Here is a 15,821-nt window from a genome sequence, read left to right as displayed (position 1 = left end):
GGGCCTCGTTGGTCGTCCATCCTGCCGCAATCGACCTGCCGCATGCACTCGTGGAGTGGGTCACCATGCTGATCGTCACCCGCGAGGGCGACCGTCGCTGCAGGCTGCGCCCGTCCCAGCGCGCGACGGTGGCACTGGTGTACCTGCGCGAACACACCACCCTGGCGAAGATCGCCGCCGGGTTCGGGATCAGCGAGTCCACCGCCCACGCCTAGACCAGTGCGGTCGTCGGCCTTCTCGCCGCTCGTGCACCGGGTCTGCTCAAGACGCTGCGCGACCACGAACCCGACTTCGTCCTGCTCGACGGCACTCCCGCCGAATGCGACCGGGTCGGCGACGGCCGGGCCGACTACTCCCACAAGCACCGCCGCCACGGCGTGAACGTGCAGGTGGTCACTGATCCCTATGGCCGGCTGCTGTGGCTCTCGCCCGCCCTGCCGGGCCGTACCCACGACCTGGCCGCCGCCCGCACCCACCGGATCATCCGGATCTGCGAGCGCCAGGGCGTTCCCATCGTGGCCGATCTCGCCTACCAGGGCGGCGGTCCCTGGCTGACCACGGGCATCAAACGCAAGCCCCTGCAAGAACTCACCACTACCGACAAGACCCGCAACCGTGCCCTGGCCGTGACACGGGCACCCGTCGGACGCGGCGTCGCCCGCCCGAAGTCCTGGCGGATCTTCCGCAGGTCACGCTGCAGCCCCAACCGCATGACGTCAATCGCCAAGGCCGTCCTCACTCTGGAGCTGCAACGATGAAGAAGCTCACTGTTCGGCATCACCGATCAGGCCGGCATGTGACCTCGGCGCGGCCCACCCGAGACACACCGCCGAGCTGCTCTGGTAGCCCGCCTGGTTCAGCCCTGGAGGGTGGCGAGCCAGTCGGTCAGCAGGCGGTTGACCTCGTGGGGGCGCTCCTGCTGGATCCAGTGGCCGCAGCCTTCCAGGAGGTGGGAGGCCGACAGACCGGGGAGGGTGGTGGGGTAGGCGTTGACGGCGTCGGACATCCAGGTGGTGGAGGCGTCCAGGGCGCCGCCGATGAACAGGGACGGCTGCTTGATCGGGGCTCCGCGGTGGGGGGCGAGTTCTTCCCAGTCGCGGTCCATGTTGCGGTAGCGGTTGAGTGCACCGGTCAGGCCGGTGCGCTCGAACTCCCCGGCGTAGACGTCGAGGTCGTCCTCGCTCAGCCAGGCCGGGAGGACCCCCGTGGGGAAGCGGTCGCGCAGCCGGCCGCCGCGGGCGATGAAGTGCGGGTCGGGCTCGCCCTGGGCGGGCATGGTGTCGGCGGACAGGGCCGCGTAGAAGCCCGCGAGCCAGCCCCGGACGTCGGGCTCGATCTCCGCCTCGGCGCGGCCGGGCTCCTGGAAGTAGGAGACGTAGAACTCCTGCTCGGGGCCGCCGATCCGGCCGAAGATGTCGGTGGGGCGGGGGCCGCCGGGCGGCGCGTAGGGGACGCTCAGCAGGCCGACGGCGCGGAAGACTCCGGGGTGGAGCAGGGCGGAGGCGGCGGCGATGTTGGAGCCCCAGTCGTGGCCGACGACCACTGCGTTCTCCTCGCCGAGGGCGCGCACGACGGCGACGTTGTCCTCCACCAGGTCGAGCATCCGGTAGGCGTCGGTCGCCTCCGGCTTGGAGGAGTGGCCGTAGCCGCGCACGTCGATCGCCACCGCCCGGTAGCCGGCCGCGGCGAGGGCCGGGAGCTGGCGGCGCCAGGAGTACCAGGACTCGGGGAAGCCGTGGACGAGCAGGACCAGCGGGCCGGTGCCCTGTTCGACCAGGTGCAGGCGCCCGGCAGGGGCCTCGATGGTGCGGTGGTGGAGTGCGACGGTCGGTTCGGATCGCATGAGGGACTTCTCCTCGGTTCGCGGGCGGTCGGCGGGAACCCGTCGATCATGTGGTGTTGCGGTCACTCGGCGCGATCAGCGTTGCCATTCTGGCAAGGTTGCAGGACAGGGCGGCGAAGCGGCGCGACGGGAAGGAACGGGGACGGTGGCAGGTGACGAGGTGACCCAGACGCTGGCGGCGATGGGGCCGCGGCTGCGGGTCGTGCGCGAGCGCCGCGGCGTCACACTCGCCGATGTCAGCCGCGCGACCGGCATCTCGCCCAGCACGCTGTCGCGGATCGAGACCGGCCGGCGCAAGCCCACCCTGGAGGTGGTGCTGCAGCTGGCGAAGGAATACGCAGTCGCCCTGGACGAGCTGGCCGGCACCGCACCCGCCCCTGCGACCGAGCCCCGCGGCACGGCGCCGCAGGGCTTCGGCGACGACAAGACGGTGTTGCCGCTGACCCCATACGTCGGCGGCCTGCATGCCCACAAGCACGTCCTGCCTGCCGTCGAAGGGCCGCCCGGGCGGCCCCGACAGGTGTCCCACGAGGGCTACGAGTGGCTGTGCGTCCTGTACGGGCGGTTGTGGCTCGCACTCGGCAACCAGGACCTCGTCCTGACTGCCGGGGACGTCGTCGAGTTCGACACCCGCATCCGCCACGGACTCGCGAACGCCGGATCCACCGGACCGGTCGAGTATCTGATCATGTTCGGGCCTCAAGGAGAACGTCTACGGCTGCGCACCCCTCCAGCCGCCGGCCGCGGGACTGGTGACAGAAAGGCTGCTGAATGAGCAGTTGTGACATGCCGCATGCCTCTGCGATACGAACCCTGGGTGAGGCGACCCTCCGGGGCCACATCAGACCGGCCGATCCGGGGGCGGGCCTGCTGTGCCCGGCCCGTGCCGCTCGCGCACCACACCGGGCCTGCCCGGCCCACGCGTGCCCGAGGGCGCGGGGGCGCGCTGCGCGGTACCTCACCGAAGGACGTCCCCGGGCGTTGCCGTGGGCGTCGGCCCGGCCGTCGCCGAGGCCGTCAGCCGGTCCATCACGGCGGGCGGCAGCGACGGGTTGGCGGCCGCGGCTTCCACCACCCGCCAGTCGCCGTCCGTGAGCAGTTCGGCCACGACGGATGGAGGCAGCGCCGGATGCCCTGCGGCGACGGGCCTGGCCTTCCGGTCGGCCAGGCAGTCCAGCAGGGCCGGCAGGGCCGGGGCGGTGGCGGAAGGGTGCCGGGCGACGGAGCGCAACGCCTTCCGCACCGGCGGGCGGTGCCGGGCCAGTTCCTCCAGCAGGGCGGGGTCAGCGTCCGGATTCGCCGCCACTTTGGCCAGCACACTCACCCCATGACGGGCGATCATGGCCCGCAGCGCGGTGTCGGAGAGACCGGGATGCGGCGCGACGGAGGTGGCCACCCTGGCGTCGGGGTCGGCGGCCAGCGCGTCACGGATCCCGGCGGGCAGGTCGCGCCGTTCGGCCAGGAACATCCGCAGCGCCGGGTGCCGTGAACCGGCCAGTTTCGTGACCTCTGCCGCCGAGGCACGGGAGATCCGCGGCAGCAGCGTCGGTCCGATCCGGGTGACGTCCGCCAGTTGCGCCAGGACGTCGAGCGGCACGCGCGGGTTGTGCGCCAGGCTGCGCTGCACGTCGTGCCCGCGATCGTCGGCGAGCACGGCGAAGAGGGAGTCCCCGATCGCGGCGTTCGCGGCCAGTTCGGCCCGGACCGCGGGCTCGGGATCCGCGGAGAGCCGCTCGCACTCCGGCGGTGGCAGATCGGTGCGGGCTGCGAGGGCACGCCGCAGCAGCGTCGAAGGGTGCCCCGCGAAGGGGACGGCGGCGTCGATCGGCGTGGCGGGGTTCAGGATCGCCGCTTGCTGCATCGCGTGCACGGTGGACTGGTGGGAACCGTCGCATGCGGCGCCCGGGGGCAGCAGGCAGTCCCGTCGCGGGCAGTCACGACGGTGAACGAACGGGGTCGGTTCGCGGTCGCAGACCAGGCACTTCCGTGCCGCAAGCAGCCCCTCGCCGGTCAGCAGCATCGTCAGGACGGCAGGCGGTGCGGCCTCGTTGGCCGCAACGGCACGGCGCACCTCGGCATGAGGGACGTGCGCGAGCCGGGCGGCCACCTCCGGCGCGGCCCACAGCGCGAGTTCCGCGACGACCCGCACGTCGCTGTCGGCCGCGAGCCTCTCCACCACATCGGGGGGGCAGTGCGGGGCAGGCGGCGAGCCTCTCTCGGCACTCGACACCGGGATGTCCGGCGAGGCTCCGGGCCCAATCCGGTCGGCCGGCCCCCTCCTCCAGCAGCACGAGCGCGGTGTCGGGCTGGGCGACCGGATCGACGTCGGAGGCGGTCAGCACGCCCTCGTACGCCAGCCGCCGGCCGACCTCCTCCCCGCGCGCGGCGAGCGCAGCCACCTGCACCCGGGTGAGGTCGCCACGCGCGGCAAGACTGCAGCCGAGGTCGGTGTCCGCGACCGTGATCAGCCGGTCGACCGACTCGGGCGGCAGCGAGGGATTGGCGGCGAGCCCGTGAAGCACATGATCCACGAGGACATTGTGGACGCCGTCCCGCACACCTGGCTCGTGGATTTCCTCGGGACCGGGGCGTGCCGGTGACCGTACGCGATCCCGCGCCCCACCCGAACAGGGCGTCGACCCGTGCGGTGGGGCCGCGGTCCGTGGGGCTGACAGCGCCGGGGCGGCGACACCCGAGTCACCGCCCCCTGGGCGAGCGACGTGTCCCGCCCGGGTGACGCGGCCGGGGGGATCCACTGATCTGTTACGGCGGGACGAGGAGGGCCGGGCTCGTCGGTGAACGGCTCCCCACGGGCCCCGACCCGTCGCGTACGACCCGACTCAAGGTCTGGCGCCCGAACGTCCGCGCCGGAACCGCCCGTCCCGGCGCCCCCTCTCCGCCGTCCGGAAGGACACGGAAGCCCGGACGCCCGCCGCGGTCTCGCTCCTCGGCGTGCGCGCCGCACCGGGCTGGGTACGCTCGGCAGCGGAGCGCTCGGATCACCACAGTGCAGGGAGCTCGCATGTCGGACACAGGCAGCCGGAGCGGCACCGGCTCCCGGGAGGCGATCCGCCTCGGCGACGGTCTCCGGCGATGGCTGTTCCGCCCGCCGCGCCGTCACGGCGAGGTCGACACCGACCGCACCGTCAGCTTCCTAGAACTCTTCTACGACCTCGTCTACGTCGTGCTCATCGGTCAGGCGGCGCACGCCCTGGCCGAGGACGTCTCCTGGCGGGGCACCGTCACGTTCGCCGTCGTGTTCGGGCTGATCTGGATCGCCTGGCTGAACGGCACGCTGTTCTACGAACTCCACGGCCGGGAAGACGGCCGGACCCGCTCGATGATCTTCCTTCAGATGCTGCTGCTGGCGCTGATGGCGGCCTACGTGGGTCACGCCGACGGCGAGGACGGGCGGACTCTCGCGGTGCTGTACGCGCTGCTGCTCGTGCTGCTGAGCTGGCAGTGGTACTCGGTCTACCGGCAGGATCCGCCCGAGTACCGAAGGACACCCCGGCAGTACCTGGTGGTCATGCTGGCGGGCATCGCCCTCGTCGTGGTCTCGGCGCCGCTGTCCGCGGACGCCAGGCTCGGCGTCTGGGCACTCTTCGTGCTCGGCTGGTGCGCCGTCGAATCCGGCGTGCTCGTCGGCTGGCGCAGGAACCCCGCCTACAACGTCGTGACCGACTCCATGGTCGAGCGGTTCGGGCTGTTCATCATCATCGTGCTGGGTGAGGTCGTCGTCGGTGTCGTGGACGGCCTGGCGAACGCCGACCGCACCGCACTGGTCGTCACCACAGGCCTGCTCGGACTCGCCGTCGGGTTCGGATTCTGGTGGAGCTACGCCGATCTGGTGGCCCGGCAACCGCCACGCGAAGCCCGCGCGTCGCTGGCCGCGTGGATGTTCATCCACCTCCCGATGACCATGGCCGTCGCGGCGGCGGGAGCGGGCATGGTGGGTCTCATCGAGCACGCCGACGACGGCAGGACGCCGGGCGCGCTGAGCTTTTTGATGAGCGGCAGTGTCGCCGTCATGTTCCTCACCGTCGTGGCTGTCCTGCCCACCCTGGAGGTCTACGGTCGGCGGGCGTCGGCCTACTTCTCGGTCCAAGTGGTGTTCACCGGGGCCGCCGTGGCGTCTCTGCTGATCGGCTGGTCCCGCCCGGCGCCCTGGCTCCTCGCCCTGTCGCTGCAACTCCTGCTTCTGGTGACCTGGGTCTTCGTCTTCGTCCGGTGGTTGCGCGAGGGCCGCCTGGTGAACGAGGTGTGACCCGCTGAAACCCGAGGGCCTGCCTGTCCACGCAGCCACCCGGCCGGAGCCTCTGGGGCTGGGGCGGGCGGTTGCTCAGGACAGGGGAGTGCGGTGCAGGTTGACGAGCAGGCACCACACCCGCTGCGTGATCTCGGCAGGGGTGGCCTCGATGAGGTCGTGCAGCCAGTCGGCGAGAACCCCGGCGAAGGCCGCGGCGACAGCCGAGGCGATCAGGTCGGGTTCCGGCGCGCCGGCCAGGGTGCGTTCGGTGCGGCTGCGGGCGCGTAGGTCCCGGTGGAGCACCAGGCCGAGCGGACCGCCGCCACCCGGGCTCAGCAACTCGCCGTAGAGCCGGGAGTGCGGGGCGAGACGGTCGAAGAAGGCGAGCAGAGCGGGCGGCGGGGTGCGTGGATCGGGCACGCCGCGCCAGGCGTGCAGAGCGTCGACGGCCTCCCGGACGACATCGGCGCAGGCGTCGACGGCGAGCGCCTCCAGGTCCTGGTAGTGGAGGTAGAACGTGGCGCGGCCGACCCCGGCCCGGCGTACCAGCGCAGCCACGCTGACGTCGGCCAGCGGTCGGTCAGCGCACTCCTCCAGCAGTGCCCGACGCAGCCGGGCCCGGGTCCGTGCGGCACGCGGATCGGGCGGCACGACGCTCACCGGGCCGCCAGTACGGTCGCGAGCGCCAGGACTCCGGGCAGCGCCTGCGCGACGAAGATGCGCCGGTTGGCGGTGAGTCCGCCGTACAGCCCAGCGACGATCACGCAGGCGAGGAAGAAGACCTGCACCCGGAACCCGGTCGGATCTTCCGCGATCAGGCCCCAGACCAGCCCGGCCGCCAGAAACCCGTTGTAGAGGCCCTGGTTCGCGGCGAGCGGGGCGGTGGCGCGAGCCATGACCGCGTCGAAGCCGGACAGATCGCGGCCCGGCTTCCGCTCCCACAGGAACATCTCCAGAACCAGGAAGTACCCGTGCAGCGTGGCCACCAGCCCCACCAGCACCTGCGCTGTCGTCTCCATGGGCGTCTTCTCGCTCTCCGCTATTTCATGGACGGCTGTCCATTTTACATGGACAGCCGTCCATCACATAGCGAACTGGCCCGGCCACGCCGAGCCGGCAGGCCCGGGGCCGAGCAGTTGGGCCCGGCGGACTTCGGAGGGAACCCGGGGGCCTCGTGGTGCACCTGCCCTGTCGGGGAGACCGTTGTGCGTTTGATCGACAAGCTCCGACCGGGCAGGCCGACGACAAGGCCGGCGGCTGGTCGGCGGGGTCAGCGGGGTCAGCGGGGCACGGTCACGGACACCTCTCCACAGCCGATGCGTCGGGCTTCGGATTTCACGTAGGCGGGAAGGAGCGTGCCCGGCCAGTCGCCGTCGAGTGTGTCGAACGCGCGGACGACGAAGGCGACGTCGCCGGTCTGGCAGTGACTCGTGAAGACGGAGAGGTCCCCGCCCAGGACGCCGTAGCCGCCGCCCTTGAGGTGCTCGCCGCTCTGGAGCGTGCGTGGCATGAAGATCTGTGCCAGATCGGGGTCCTCCACCGTCATGAGCCGGACGGCTGGGCGATCACCGTGTGTGCTGACGTCGCAGCTGCGCACTCCGTCGCCGGGCCCGGGGGTGACGCGCTCGAAGTAGGAGACCTCGTCCTCCTCGGCCCTCCGGGCCGCATCGGGCAGGCGCAGGTCCTTCACCCCGCACAGTTCGTCCGGGTCCGCGCCGCGCCGCTCGGCGAGCGGCGCCGGCTCGCCGGGCTCGGCGTACCTCCCCGAGCAACCCCACCGTTCCATGAGCGCGTTGGTCATGCTGACCACGGCGCGTGCCATGGCCTTGCGGCGGGTCCTGTCGTCGTCGTGCTCGAGCCGGTCGGCGCCCGCGGACAGGTCCACCACCGTCGGCGCGTGGGCCCGGCCGGAGGAACCGGTGCAGCTCTTGGGCAGCGCGGCCCAGGCGCGGTTGGGTGAGGCCATGCCGGTGATCTCGCCGCCCAGCGGGGCCATCCGGGGGGAGAGGAACTCGTCGGGCCACTGCCGCATGTCCAGCCCGTACAGTCCGTCGAGGTCGCGTACCTCGGCGGTGACCTCCCAGCGCCGCCTGCCGCCCTCGACGCGGGTGATCCGGCACTCACCCCGGATCCGCGTGTCGTTCCCCCTGGCATGTTCGAGGGGGAGCTCCCGCGCCTCCAGGTCCCCCTTTCTTGTGAACATGCCGAACGCCACGTCCTCCGACAGCGTCCCCCAGCACAGGTCTCTCGGCACGAACGGCAGGGCGTCCGTCTGCCAGGCCACTGTGCCCGCGCCGAGGAGGGCGCCGGAGAGCAGGCCCGCGAGCGCCGCTCCCCGCCTGCCGCGCAGCCACCGCCGACGGTCGGAGGAGGGCTCCGGCGAAGGCGAGCTGGCGGCGGGGGCCGTCGTCTCGGATGCGGGCTCCTGCTCATGGGTGTTCTCGGACATCTCGCCGCTCCCGTTCTCCGTCTCCGATGCCCCCTTCATCGCCGCGGCGCCACGTCCGGGCAACCGATGCGGTCGCCCACGGCGTTCACGGCGCGGGCGAACGCGCCACCCGAGTCCGGGACGGCGATCTTCTTCAGATAGTCGCTCTCGAGCTGGAGCGCGAAGACCGTGGGACCGTGCGCGCAGTCGGTCCGGACGATGTCGTACGAGCCGGTCAGCCGGCCCTTGCCGCGCCAGCCGGGCCCCGGTGACCGGTCACCGGTGAGTCCCTGGAAGAGCGCCGCCAGGCGCGGGTGGGCCACCATGACGAACTGCCCGGTGAAAACGGGGTTCTTGACGTCGTCCGTGTTGGTCAGCGTGCACAGCTGGACATCGTCCTCGACGGTACCGGCCAGCGCGTCGTAGTGATCGCCCTTGACCGTCGCGAAGCCCAGACCCCGGATGCCGCAAGTGGATGTGGAGCCGACTCCACCGATCTCCCTGTCGCGGACGGGCTTCACCGGAGAGGTGACCCGCAGCGGAGCGGCGCCCTGTGCGCAACCTGTGCGCCGCATGCCCTCGTTGGCCACGGCGAGGAGCAGCCGGGCCACATCCCGTTGGCTGCCGATCGACACCGGCATGTTCACCAGCCCCAGGTGGCCGTCGCCTGTCTCGTCCGCGGAGATGGTCACCACGGTCGGCCGTCCGTCGACGTCACACCCCTCCGGCAGGACGACCATGCCCTCGGCCCCGCCGACCAGCCCGGGGACACCGTCCGGCAGCGGCGCCACGGAACCGCCGAGAAACCGCTGCAGCCACTTCAGGTGCTCTTCCTCCGAGGCCGGCACGGCCCCGTAGCGGACCTCGACCGTCTTCTTGAACTCGATGGTCTTCGACGCCTGGTCGTCATCGGCGCCGTAGGCGTCGGTGGCCGATGCCCCGTGGTCGTCCGGCACGCTCGACGTCACCCGCAGCGTGCAGGTGCCCTCGGGACGGTCGGCCGACGGGGCGGCGGACTCCTCGGCGGTGCGCTTGCTCCCGGAACGCCCCAGCTCGTCGTCGCCGAGCAGCCTGGGGCCGCTGTCCTGTTCCCAAGCACCCCAGCAGTAGCGATCCTTGGCGAAGGGCCCCATACCGGCCGCCCGTACACCTGCCCCGGTGACGGCGAGCGCGAGTGCGGTCACCGCAACGACCGTTCCGCGGCGGCGCCGCAGCCATGAACCTGAAATGCCCTCATGCGTGTCGGCTCGTATGCCGTCGTCCGCGCCCTGTGGCGCTTCCCGTGCTTCCACATCAGCCCCCGTGTTCTCAAGATCGCCTGATATTAACGGGGTCTCGCTGCACGCGCCTCGGCCGCCTACTGCTGCGGCTGAAACGGCGTCACGGGCTCGGCCGCACCGCTGTCGGCTCGTCCGCCCCGGTGGCCGACGGCCGGGGCGAGGGGCGCGCGCTGCGGGATTCGCCGTGCGCATCGGGGAGACGTGGGACCGGCGGCACGCCCGTCCGACTCGTCCGCGTGGTCCGGGCGGCGAGGTGTGTCAGCGAGCCGGGTGGGGGATTGCGCGGGTGGTGAGGCGTTCCCAGTTGCGGTGGGCGATGTCGGCTTTCTGCTGGTCGGTGAAGGGGGCCTGGGTGAGGAAGGAGCGTGCGGCGCCGTTGCTGGTGTCGACGTAGGGGAAGCCGCCGGGGCGGAAGCCGTAGGTGAAGGGGTAGTCGGTGGAGTAGAGCATGCGGTCGGTGCCGACGACCTCGGCGGTCCAGCGCAGGTAGCGGTGGCTGTTGGTGCCGCTGCCGGCGACCCAGAAGTTCTGTCGGAAGTAGTCCGCCAGCGGGCGCTGGAGGCCGCCGGCCTCGGCGAAGAATCCGGTGTGGTCGAGGTAGAACAAGACGATCTCACCCCAGTGTCCGGCGATCACCTGCAGGTCGGGGAACCGGTCGAAGACGCCCGAGAAGATCATCCGCAGGTATTGGATGCCGAGGTCGTAGTACCAGCCGATTCCGGCCCCTGCCAGCCAGGGGCCGATCTGGCCGATGTCGGAGTAGTAGGCGTCGATCACCGGCTGGACGGGCATCTGCGGGTGGAAGTGCAGCGGCACGCCCAGCCGTTCGGCGGTGGCGTACAGCTCGTCGTTGTGCGGGTGGTCCGCCGGTTTGTCTCCGGTGCGGCCGTACAGCATGGCGCCTGGGAAGCCCAGTTTGTTCACCGCGCGCTCCAGTTCGGCCGCGGCTGCGGCCGGCGACTGGGTGGGGATGGCGGCGAACGCCTGGAAGCGGTCGGGGCGTGAGGCGACGATCTGCGCGAGCTGGTCGTTGGCCTCGCGGGCCACGGCGATCGCGTCGGCCTGCGGCAGGTCCTGAACGCCCGGCGACGACAGGGACAGCACGGCGACGTCGATGCCCTGGTCGTCCATGTGGGCAAGTCGCCGTTCGCCGACGTCGTGGAGGTTCCTGGCGATCGGGCCGTCCCCGAAGCCGCGGGCGGGTGTCTGCGGTGATCCGGCCCGCCGGTAGGCCTCGTGGACGGCGGGTACGACGACGGTCTCTTCCACTCCGATGATCCTCAGGCGGTCGGACATGGTGGCGCTCCCTGCAGTTGTTTCCGATGGAACCTCATTCAAGGTACCATCGATAATATCGATGTCAATGGATTGATGATAACGACGATACCCACCTGGTAATCCGGTGGCGCTATCGTTGATACATGCCTGTCGACCCGCCGCCCGGACCACTCGCAGTGGAGCCCGGCGCCACAGCACGCGAGCAGACCCGCCGCCGGATCATCGACGTCGCGATCGACCTGCTCGAGCGCGGCGGCCGTGACGCGGTCACCACCCGAGCCGTCGCCGACGCCGCCGGACTGCAGCCGCCGGCCCTGTACCGGCTGTTCGGCGACAAGGAGGGACTGCTCGACGCCGTGGCCGAACGCGGGTTCACCCGGTTCCTGGCCGCCAAGCACATCGACCCCGACCCGCAGGACCCGGTCAGGGAGCTGCGGGCGGGCTGGGACACCGCGGTCGAGTTCGGGCTGGCCAACCCCGCCCTGTACACGCTGATGTACGGCGAACCCGCCCGGTCCACCACCGTCTTCCGTATCGGCCTCGAACTCCTCATGGAGCGCATCCGGCGCCTGGCCGTCGCGGGCCGCCTGCGCGTCGAGGAGGAGCTTGCGGCGCAGATCATCCACGCCACCGCACGCGGTGCCGTTCTGACCTGGCTGTCCCTTCCCGAGTCCGAGCGCAACCCCGCCCTCCTCGTCGCACTGCGCGAGGCGATGATCGCCGCCGTCACCGACCAGGTGCCGGCCGTACGGGAAGAGGGCCCCGCCGGCGCCGCCCGCGCCCTGCGCGCCGCACTCCCCGACCAGAACGTCCTGAGCCAGGCCGAACAGCAGCTGATGACGGAATGGCTGGGCCGACTGGCCAAATAGCCGCCCCGCGAACGCATCGCGAGCGCCGGTCGCGCAACTCGTCCTCGGGCGGGGTCCGATGTTCGGCGCGTCGGCGCCGAGCGGCCCGCCGGGCCCTCGGTGCCGGCGCGCTCAACTGCCGGCGGGTGTCCGGCAGATCGCAGGAACACGGACGGCCTTCCGCCATGATCCGCCCGCACCGCCGGCGAGGAGCGAGCACCGGACCCGCACTGCACACAGCCGGAACACGCGCCGCCGCACGCCCGGGGCCGAGACGGGAACGGGCGGCGTTCCTCCTCGGAGGGCACCCCGCCACCTGGCCGACGCCCCGCTTTCCCCACAGCTCCCCGCCCGAGAGAGTGAAGGGGACTGCACAGACGGCACGAGGGGGACGACACCGATGTGGGGAAAGGTGTTCGACAGCCAGGAGGTGCCGGTGCCGGACCGGGTGGAGGCCTGGCGGGACGTCACGGCAAGAACGCTGATACCCAACGAGTTCACCATCGACCGCGCAGCCGAGTTCCGGGCCTCGCTGAGAGCCGCGACCCTGGGCGAGGCGCAGATGACGGCCCTGACCTACGCGTCCATGGCGTCACGGCGGACACCACGGCTGATCCGCCGGTCCGACCCCGAAATGTACGCGGTGGGGCTCATCCTCCGCGGACGACAGGTCATCGTGCAGGATCGGAGCGAAGCGCCGCTCGGAGCAGGTGATCTCGTGGTGTACTCCACCTCCCACCCCTACACGGCGGTCGTGGAGGCCGGGCAGGACACAGCGGCATCCGTGGTGGTGCAAGTCCCGCGTGCCATGGTCCCGGTGTCGTCGAACCGCGTGGACGGCATACTGGCCGCCCGGATGCCAGGACACGAAGGTGTCGGCGGCCTTCTCGCCCACTTCCTCACCCACGTGGCCACCGACACCGCGTCCTACCGGCCCGCCGACGGCCAGCGGCTCGGCGGCGTCCTCGTGGACCTGATCACCGCATGGCTGGCCCACCATCTCGACGCCGAGGACCAGACACCCGCCGAGACGCGCCGGCACATGCAGTTCCTGAAGATCCAGGACTTCATCCGCCGGCACCTGGGCGACGCCGAACTGTCCCCCGACACCGTCGCCGCCGCTCACCACGTCTCGCTGCGGACTCTGCACCGCCTGTTCCACGCCCATGCCCACGGTGCCACGGTCTCCTCCTACATCCGCCACCAGCGCCTCACCATGGCCCGGCGCGATCTCGCCGACCCGCGCCTGGCCGCACGGCCTGTCCGCGCGATCGCCGCTCGCTGGGGCTTCACCCGTCCCGCCGATTTCACCCGCGCCTTTCGTACCGCCTACCGCACCACCCCCATCGACTACCGCCGGGCGTCCCGGCCCGCAGATCCTGGCGCCCACCGCTAAGCAGCCGGCGCGCAGCGCTATCCACGCACGAGCACCAAGGACGAAGGATCTGACCGGGGGAAGCGTGCGGTCGCGCTCGATCCGATCGCCGCCACCTGCGCGCTACCGCAACACGTGAAGTCCTACGACCCGAGGGGAAACGAATGCATGCGAATGTCGTGACCAGGACACTCGTCGGTGCCACTGCCGCCGTCGGGATCACCGCCGGGAGCCTGGCGGGCGCCAGCGCCGGCTTCGCGGCGTCCCTGCCGGCCGCCCAACCCGTGGTGAGCCGCCAGGACGTCTCCGTCCTGGCCGTCAACAACCTCGGTCTGAACGCCACTCAGGCCAGGCACTGGCAGTGCTGGCTGAACTACTGGCACTTCAGCCCCGGCACGATCGACGGAAAGCTGGGCCCCAAGAGTTGGAAGGCGGCCCAGAGGTTCTTCAACTACTACGACTACAACGTCGGCAGGAAGCTTGTCGTGGACGGCATCGTCGGGTCCAACACCATCAAGGCTCTGCAGAACTTCCTGGGAGTCGGTATCGACGGAATCGCCGGACCGCGGACCAGGGCCGCGTTCGCCGACGGCAACAACACGGACTGGTGTGCTCGGTAATCTGCGAGCAGCGACCGGGCGGAGAGCGGGTCTCGTCCGACGGCGGCCGCACGGGCAGGGACAGCGCGCCCTTCCTGCCGCGGTCACGGAGGGCAGCACGGGGCCGAGGTTGTGCTGAAGTATGCGGTCGCCCGCTGATGCCTTCGGTGAAGGCATCAGCGGTGGCTCCGCGCCGCGCTCTCCGCCGCGACACCGGCTGCCGACGCGGTGGGTCCACGAGGACCGTCCGGTGCCGTGAGGCAGCCCTTGAGGACATCGTGTCCGTACCGGGCGGGCGCAAGCCCCACCGGACGGCGGCGATCAAAAATCCTGCGGCCGGCGCACAGCCGTGACGGAGGGGGCGCGCCGCAGTCCGAAGCCCCTCGTCATGCCTGGAAGCCGGCCCGCCGGCGCGTGCGCCTGCGGCGCCGGATCAGCAGCGCGGCGAGGAGCAGAAGCACGAAGAGCACGGCGACCACGGCTGGGCCGGCTGCGTCCAGGGTGTCGGCAGCGGCTCGCTGGATGTCGGCCGCCGTGTCGATGACGGGGTCGGTGGTGGTCGGGTCGCGCTGGGCGCGGATCTCGTACCACCCGTAGTAGGCGACATAGGCCCCGGCCAGGAGGAGCAGGCCGGCGGCGAGGCGCGGGGCGAGCGCGCTGAGGCGGCGCAGCCGGGTGACGGCGGTGGTGCGCGTGAGGGCGACGGTCAGGGAGGCGGCACCGACGATCAGGCCCATCCCGGCGGCGTAGGCCGCGAACAGTACGACGCCCTGTGCGGTGGAGCCGCTGCGGAAGGCGGACACGACGATGGCGAGGAAGGGGGCGACGGTGCAGCCGAGGGAGGCGGTGGCGTACGCCATGCCGAACAGTGCCATCGAGGGCACCGAGCGTGTCACGGTCGGAGCGCGTCGGAGCTTCGGGGTCAGGGCGGGCAGTTGGCGGCCTGCGAGGAGCCAAGCTCCGGCCACGGTGAGGAGCAGGCCGAAGACGACGGTGAACCAGGGCACGTGCTGCTGGACCTGGTCGGCGACGGGCTGGATGACGAGTCCGAACACTCCGAAGAAGGTGGCGAAGCCGGCGGTCGTCGCGGCGGTGGCGGCAAGTGCCCGGCCGACGGCGACGGTGCGGCTGGGGGCGCCGTCGCCCAGGACGAGCAGGGAGAGGTAGGCGGGGAGGAGGGCGAAGCCGCAAGGGTTGACGGCGGCGAGCATCCCGGCGCCGAGCGCGAGAGCGAGGGGCAGGTCGGTCATGGCGGGATCAGCCGGTGAGGGCGGAGACCTTCTCCGCGAGACCCTTGCCGCCGGGGAGGACGCCCTCGTAGACGGTCTTTGCGGTCCGGTCGAGGATCACGTAGGAGCTCTGCTCGGTGATCTCGAACCGCTTCCACACCTCACCCGCCTCGTCGGACAGGTGGGGGAAGGAGCCGGTGGCGGTGTCGGAGACGAAGGCGCGCATGGCGTCGTTGTCGTCCAGGCCCGCGACGCCGACGACGTTCGCCCGGCCCCGGAGGGCGTCGGCGACCTTGGCGGTCTCGGCGGCCTGGCCCTTGCACGTGGGGCACCAAGGAGCCCAGAACCACAGCACGGTGGGCTTGCCGGCGAGTGTCCTGGCGTCGAACGGCTTGCCGTCCACCGTGGTGGCGGTGAAGTTCAGCACCCGGGGCGCTTTCGCACCGGACACCCCGCTTCCGCTGCCGGTGTCGTGGGAGTCGGCCGACGACCGGGCGGGGGAGGACGCCCTCGAAGGAGGGGCGTCTGCGTCGCCGGCGGCCGTGGAGCCTTCGCCCGAGCCGCATGCGGTGAGCGTGAGAAGGGCGGCGGCGACGGCGGCCGGGAGGAGATTACGGGCGCGCAAGGAGGACTCCTGGAGGTCGGGACTGCCGGTGAGCGTAGCGGCGGTGGCCCCGGCGGTCGGGGAGCCG

At 71.6% G+C, this 15,821-nt stretch carries 13 protein-coding genes and 2 pseudogenes; 6 read left to right on the top strand and 9 right to left on the bottom strand.

Annotated elements, in window-relative coordinates:
* Positions 1 to 8 precede the first annotated feature (8 nt).
* A pseudogene (locus JS756_RS00150) lies at positions 9 to 758 on the top strand (transposase).
* Between the two features lie 98 nt (positions 759 to 856).
* Here the strand turns inward: JS756_RS00150 and JS756_RS00145 are convergent.
* Positions 857 to 1,843: an alpha/beta fold hydrolase gene (locus JS756_RS00145; protein WP_205380789.1), complete on the bottom strand. Its 987-nt coding sequence runs from the start codon at positions 1,841 to 1,843 to the stop codon at positions 857 to 859.
* 145 nt (positions 1,844 to 1,988) lie between these two features.
* On the opposite strand from JS756_RS00145, the gene JS756_RS00140 reads away from it, so the two are divergent.
* A complete protein-coding gene (locus JS756_RS00140; protein ID WP_205380788.1) occupies positions 1,989 to 2,618 on the top strand; it encodes a helix-turn-helix domain-containing protein in 630 nt (209 codons plus the stop codon).
* Between the two features lie 183 nt (positions 2,619 to 2,801).
* On the opposite strand, the pseudogene JS756_RS00135 reads toward JS756_RS00140, so the two are convergent.
* Positions 2,802 to 4,374: pseudogene (locus tag JS756_RS00135) on the bottom strand (hypothetical protein).
* A 491-nt stretch (positions 4,375 to 4,865) separates the two neighbouring features.
* On the opposite strand from JS756_RS00135, the gene JS756_RS00130 reads away from it, so the two are divergent.
* Positions 4,866 to 6,110: a low temperature requirement protein A gene (locus JS756_RS00130; protein ID WP_205380787.1), complete on the top strand. Its 1,245-nt coding sequence runs from the start codon at positions 4,866 to 4,868 to the stop codon at positions 6,108 to 6,110.
* A 75-nt stretch (positions 6,111 to 6,185) separates the two neighbouring features.
* Here JS756_RS00130 and JS756_RS00125 read toward each other — a convergent pair whose 3' ends face one another.
* The 5 genes from JS756_RS00125 to JS756_RS00105 all read right to left on the bottom strand — a co-directional run bounded on the left by JS756_RS00125 (position 6,186) and on the right by JS756_RS00105 (position 11,096).
* Positions 6,186 to 6,752, bottom strand: a complete 567-nt coding sequence (locus JS756_RS00125; RefSeq protein WP_307790132.1) for a TetR/AcrR family transcriptional regulator — start codon at positions 6,750 to 6,752, stop codon at positions 6,186 to 6,188.
* Positions 6,749 to 7,111 carry a DUF1304 domain-containing protein gene (locus tag JS756_RS00120; protein ID WP_205380786.1) on the bottom strand — a complete coding sequence of 121 codons (363 nt, stop codon included), beginning with the start codon at positions 7,109 to 7,111 and terminating at the stop codon, positions 6,749 to 6,751. Before JS756_RS00120 ends, JS756_RS00125 begins: the two co-directional genes overlap by 4 nt.
* Positions 7,112 to 7,371: 260 nt before the next feature.
* A complete protein-coding gene (locus JS756_RS00115; protein ID WP_205380785.1) occupies positions 7,372 to 8,541 on the bottom strand; it encodes a hypothetical protein in 1,170 nt (389 codons plus the stop codon).
* A gap of 35 nt (positions 8,542 to 8,576) precedes the next feature.
* A complete protein-coding gene (locus tag JS756_RS00110) occupies positions 8,577 to 9,704 on the bottom strand; it encodes a hypothetical protein (protein ID WP_205380784.1) in 1,128 nt (375 codons plus the stop codon).
* A gap of 354 nt (positions 9,705 to 10,058) precedes the next feature.
* Complete coding sequence (locus tag JS756_RS00105) at positions 10,059 to 11,096, bottom strand: amidohydrolase family protein (protein ID WP_205380783.1); 1,038 nt, start codon at positions 11,094 to 11,096, stop codon at positions 10,059 to 10,061.
* A 125-nt stretch (positions 11,097 to 11,221) separates the two neighbouring features.
* Between JS756_RS00105 and JS756_RS00100 the strand changes: the two genes are divergently transcribed.
* The 3 genes from JS756_RS00100 (at position 11,222) to JS756_RS00090 (ending at position 13,921) form a co-directional block, all read left to right on the top strand.
* Positions 11,222 to 11,947, top strand: coding sequence for a TetR/AcrR family transcriptional regulator (locus JS756_RS00100; RefSeq protein WP_205380782.1), 726 nt, complete (start codon positions 11,222 to 11,224; stop codon positions 11,945 to 11,947).
* A 391-nt stretch (positions 11,948 to 12,338) separates the two neighbouring features.
* A complete protein-coding gene (locus tag JS756_RS00095) occupies positions 12,339 to 13,322 on the top strand; it encodes an AraC-like ligand-binding domain-containing protein (protein ID WP_205380781.1) in 984 nt (327 codons plus the stop codon).
* Between the two features lie 143 nt (positions 13,323 to 13,465).
* Entirely contained in the window at positions 13,466 to 13,921 is a 456-nt protein-coding gene (locus tag JS756_RS00090) for a peptidoglycan-binding domain-containing protein (protein WP_205380780.1), read from the top strand.
* A gap of 365 nt (positions 13,922 to 14,286) precedes the next feature.
* On the opposite strand, the gene JS756_RS00085 is transcribed toward JS756_RS00090, so the two are convergent.
* Together JS756_RS00085 and JS756_RS00080 are read right to left on the bottom strand one after the other, a co-directional pair.
* Positions 14,287 to 15,150, bottom strand: coding sequence for a cytochrome c biogenesis CcdA family protein (locus JS756_RS00085; RefSeq protein WP_205380779.1), 864 nt, complete (start codon positions 15,148 to 15,150; stop codon positions 14,287 to 14,289).
* Between the two features lie 7 nt (positions 15,151 to 15,157).
* On the bottom strand, positions 15,158 to 15,754 hold the full coding sequence (locus JS756_RS00080; protein WP_205380778.1) for a redoxin domain-containing protein: 597 nt from the start codon (positions 15,752 to 15,754) through the stop codon (positions 15,158 to 15,160).
* Positions 15,755 to 15,821 lie beyond the last annotated feature (67 nt).

The sequence above is a fragment of the Streptomyces actuosus genome, from assembly GCF_016921115.1.
GTDB classification, from domain to species: Bacteria; Actinomycetota; Actinomycetes; order Streptomycetales; family Streptomycetaceae; genus Streptomyces; species Streptomyces actuosus_A.
This window is presented reverse-complemented; position numbering and strand designations above follow the sequence as displayed.

Coding starts and splice junctions, on each gene's coding strand:
- JS756_RS00090 (WP_205380780.1), top strand. CDS start 13,466: ATGCATGCGAATGTCGTGACCAGGACACTCGTCGGTGCCACTGCCGCC.
- JS756_RS00145 (WP_205380789.1), bottom strand. CDS start 1,843: ATGCGATCCGAACCGACCGTCGCACTCCACCACCGCACCATCGAGGCC.
- JS756_RS00105 (WP_205380783.1), bottom strand. CDS start 11,096: ATGTCCGACCGCCTGAGGATCATCGGAGTGGAAGAGACCGTCGTCGTA.
- JS756_RS00115 (WP_205380785.1), bottom strand. CDS start 8,541: ATGTCCGAGAACACCCATGAGCAGGAGCCCGCATCCGAGACGACGGCC.
- JS756_RS00085 (WP_205380779.1), bottom strand. CDS start 15,150: ATGACCGACCTGCCCCTCGCTCTCGCGCTCGGCGCCGGGATGCTCGCC.
- JS756_RS00130 (WP_205380787.1), top strand. CDS start 4,866: ATGTCGGACACAGGCAGCCGGAGCGGCACCGGCTCCCGGGAGGCGATC.
- JS756_RS00100 (WP_205380782.1), top strand. CDS start 11,222: ATGCCTGTCGACCCGCCGCCCGGACCACTCGCAGTGGAGCCCGGCGCC.
- JS756_RS00120 (WP_205380786.1), bottom strand. CDS start 7,111: ATGGAGACGACAGCGCAGGTGCTGGTGGGGCTGGTGGCCACGCTGCAC.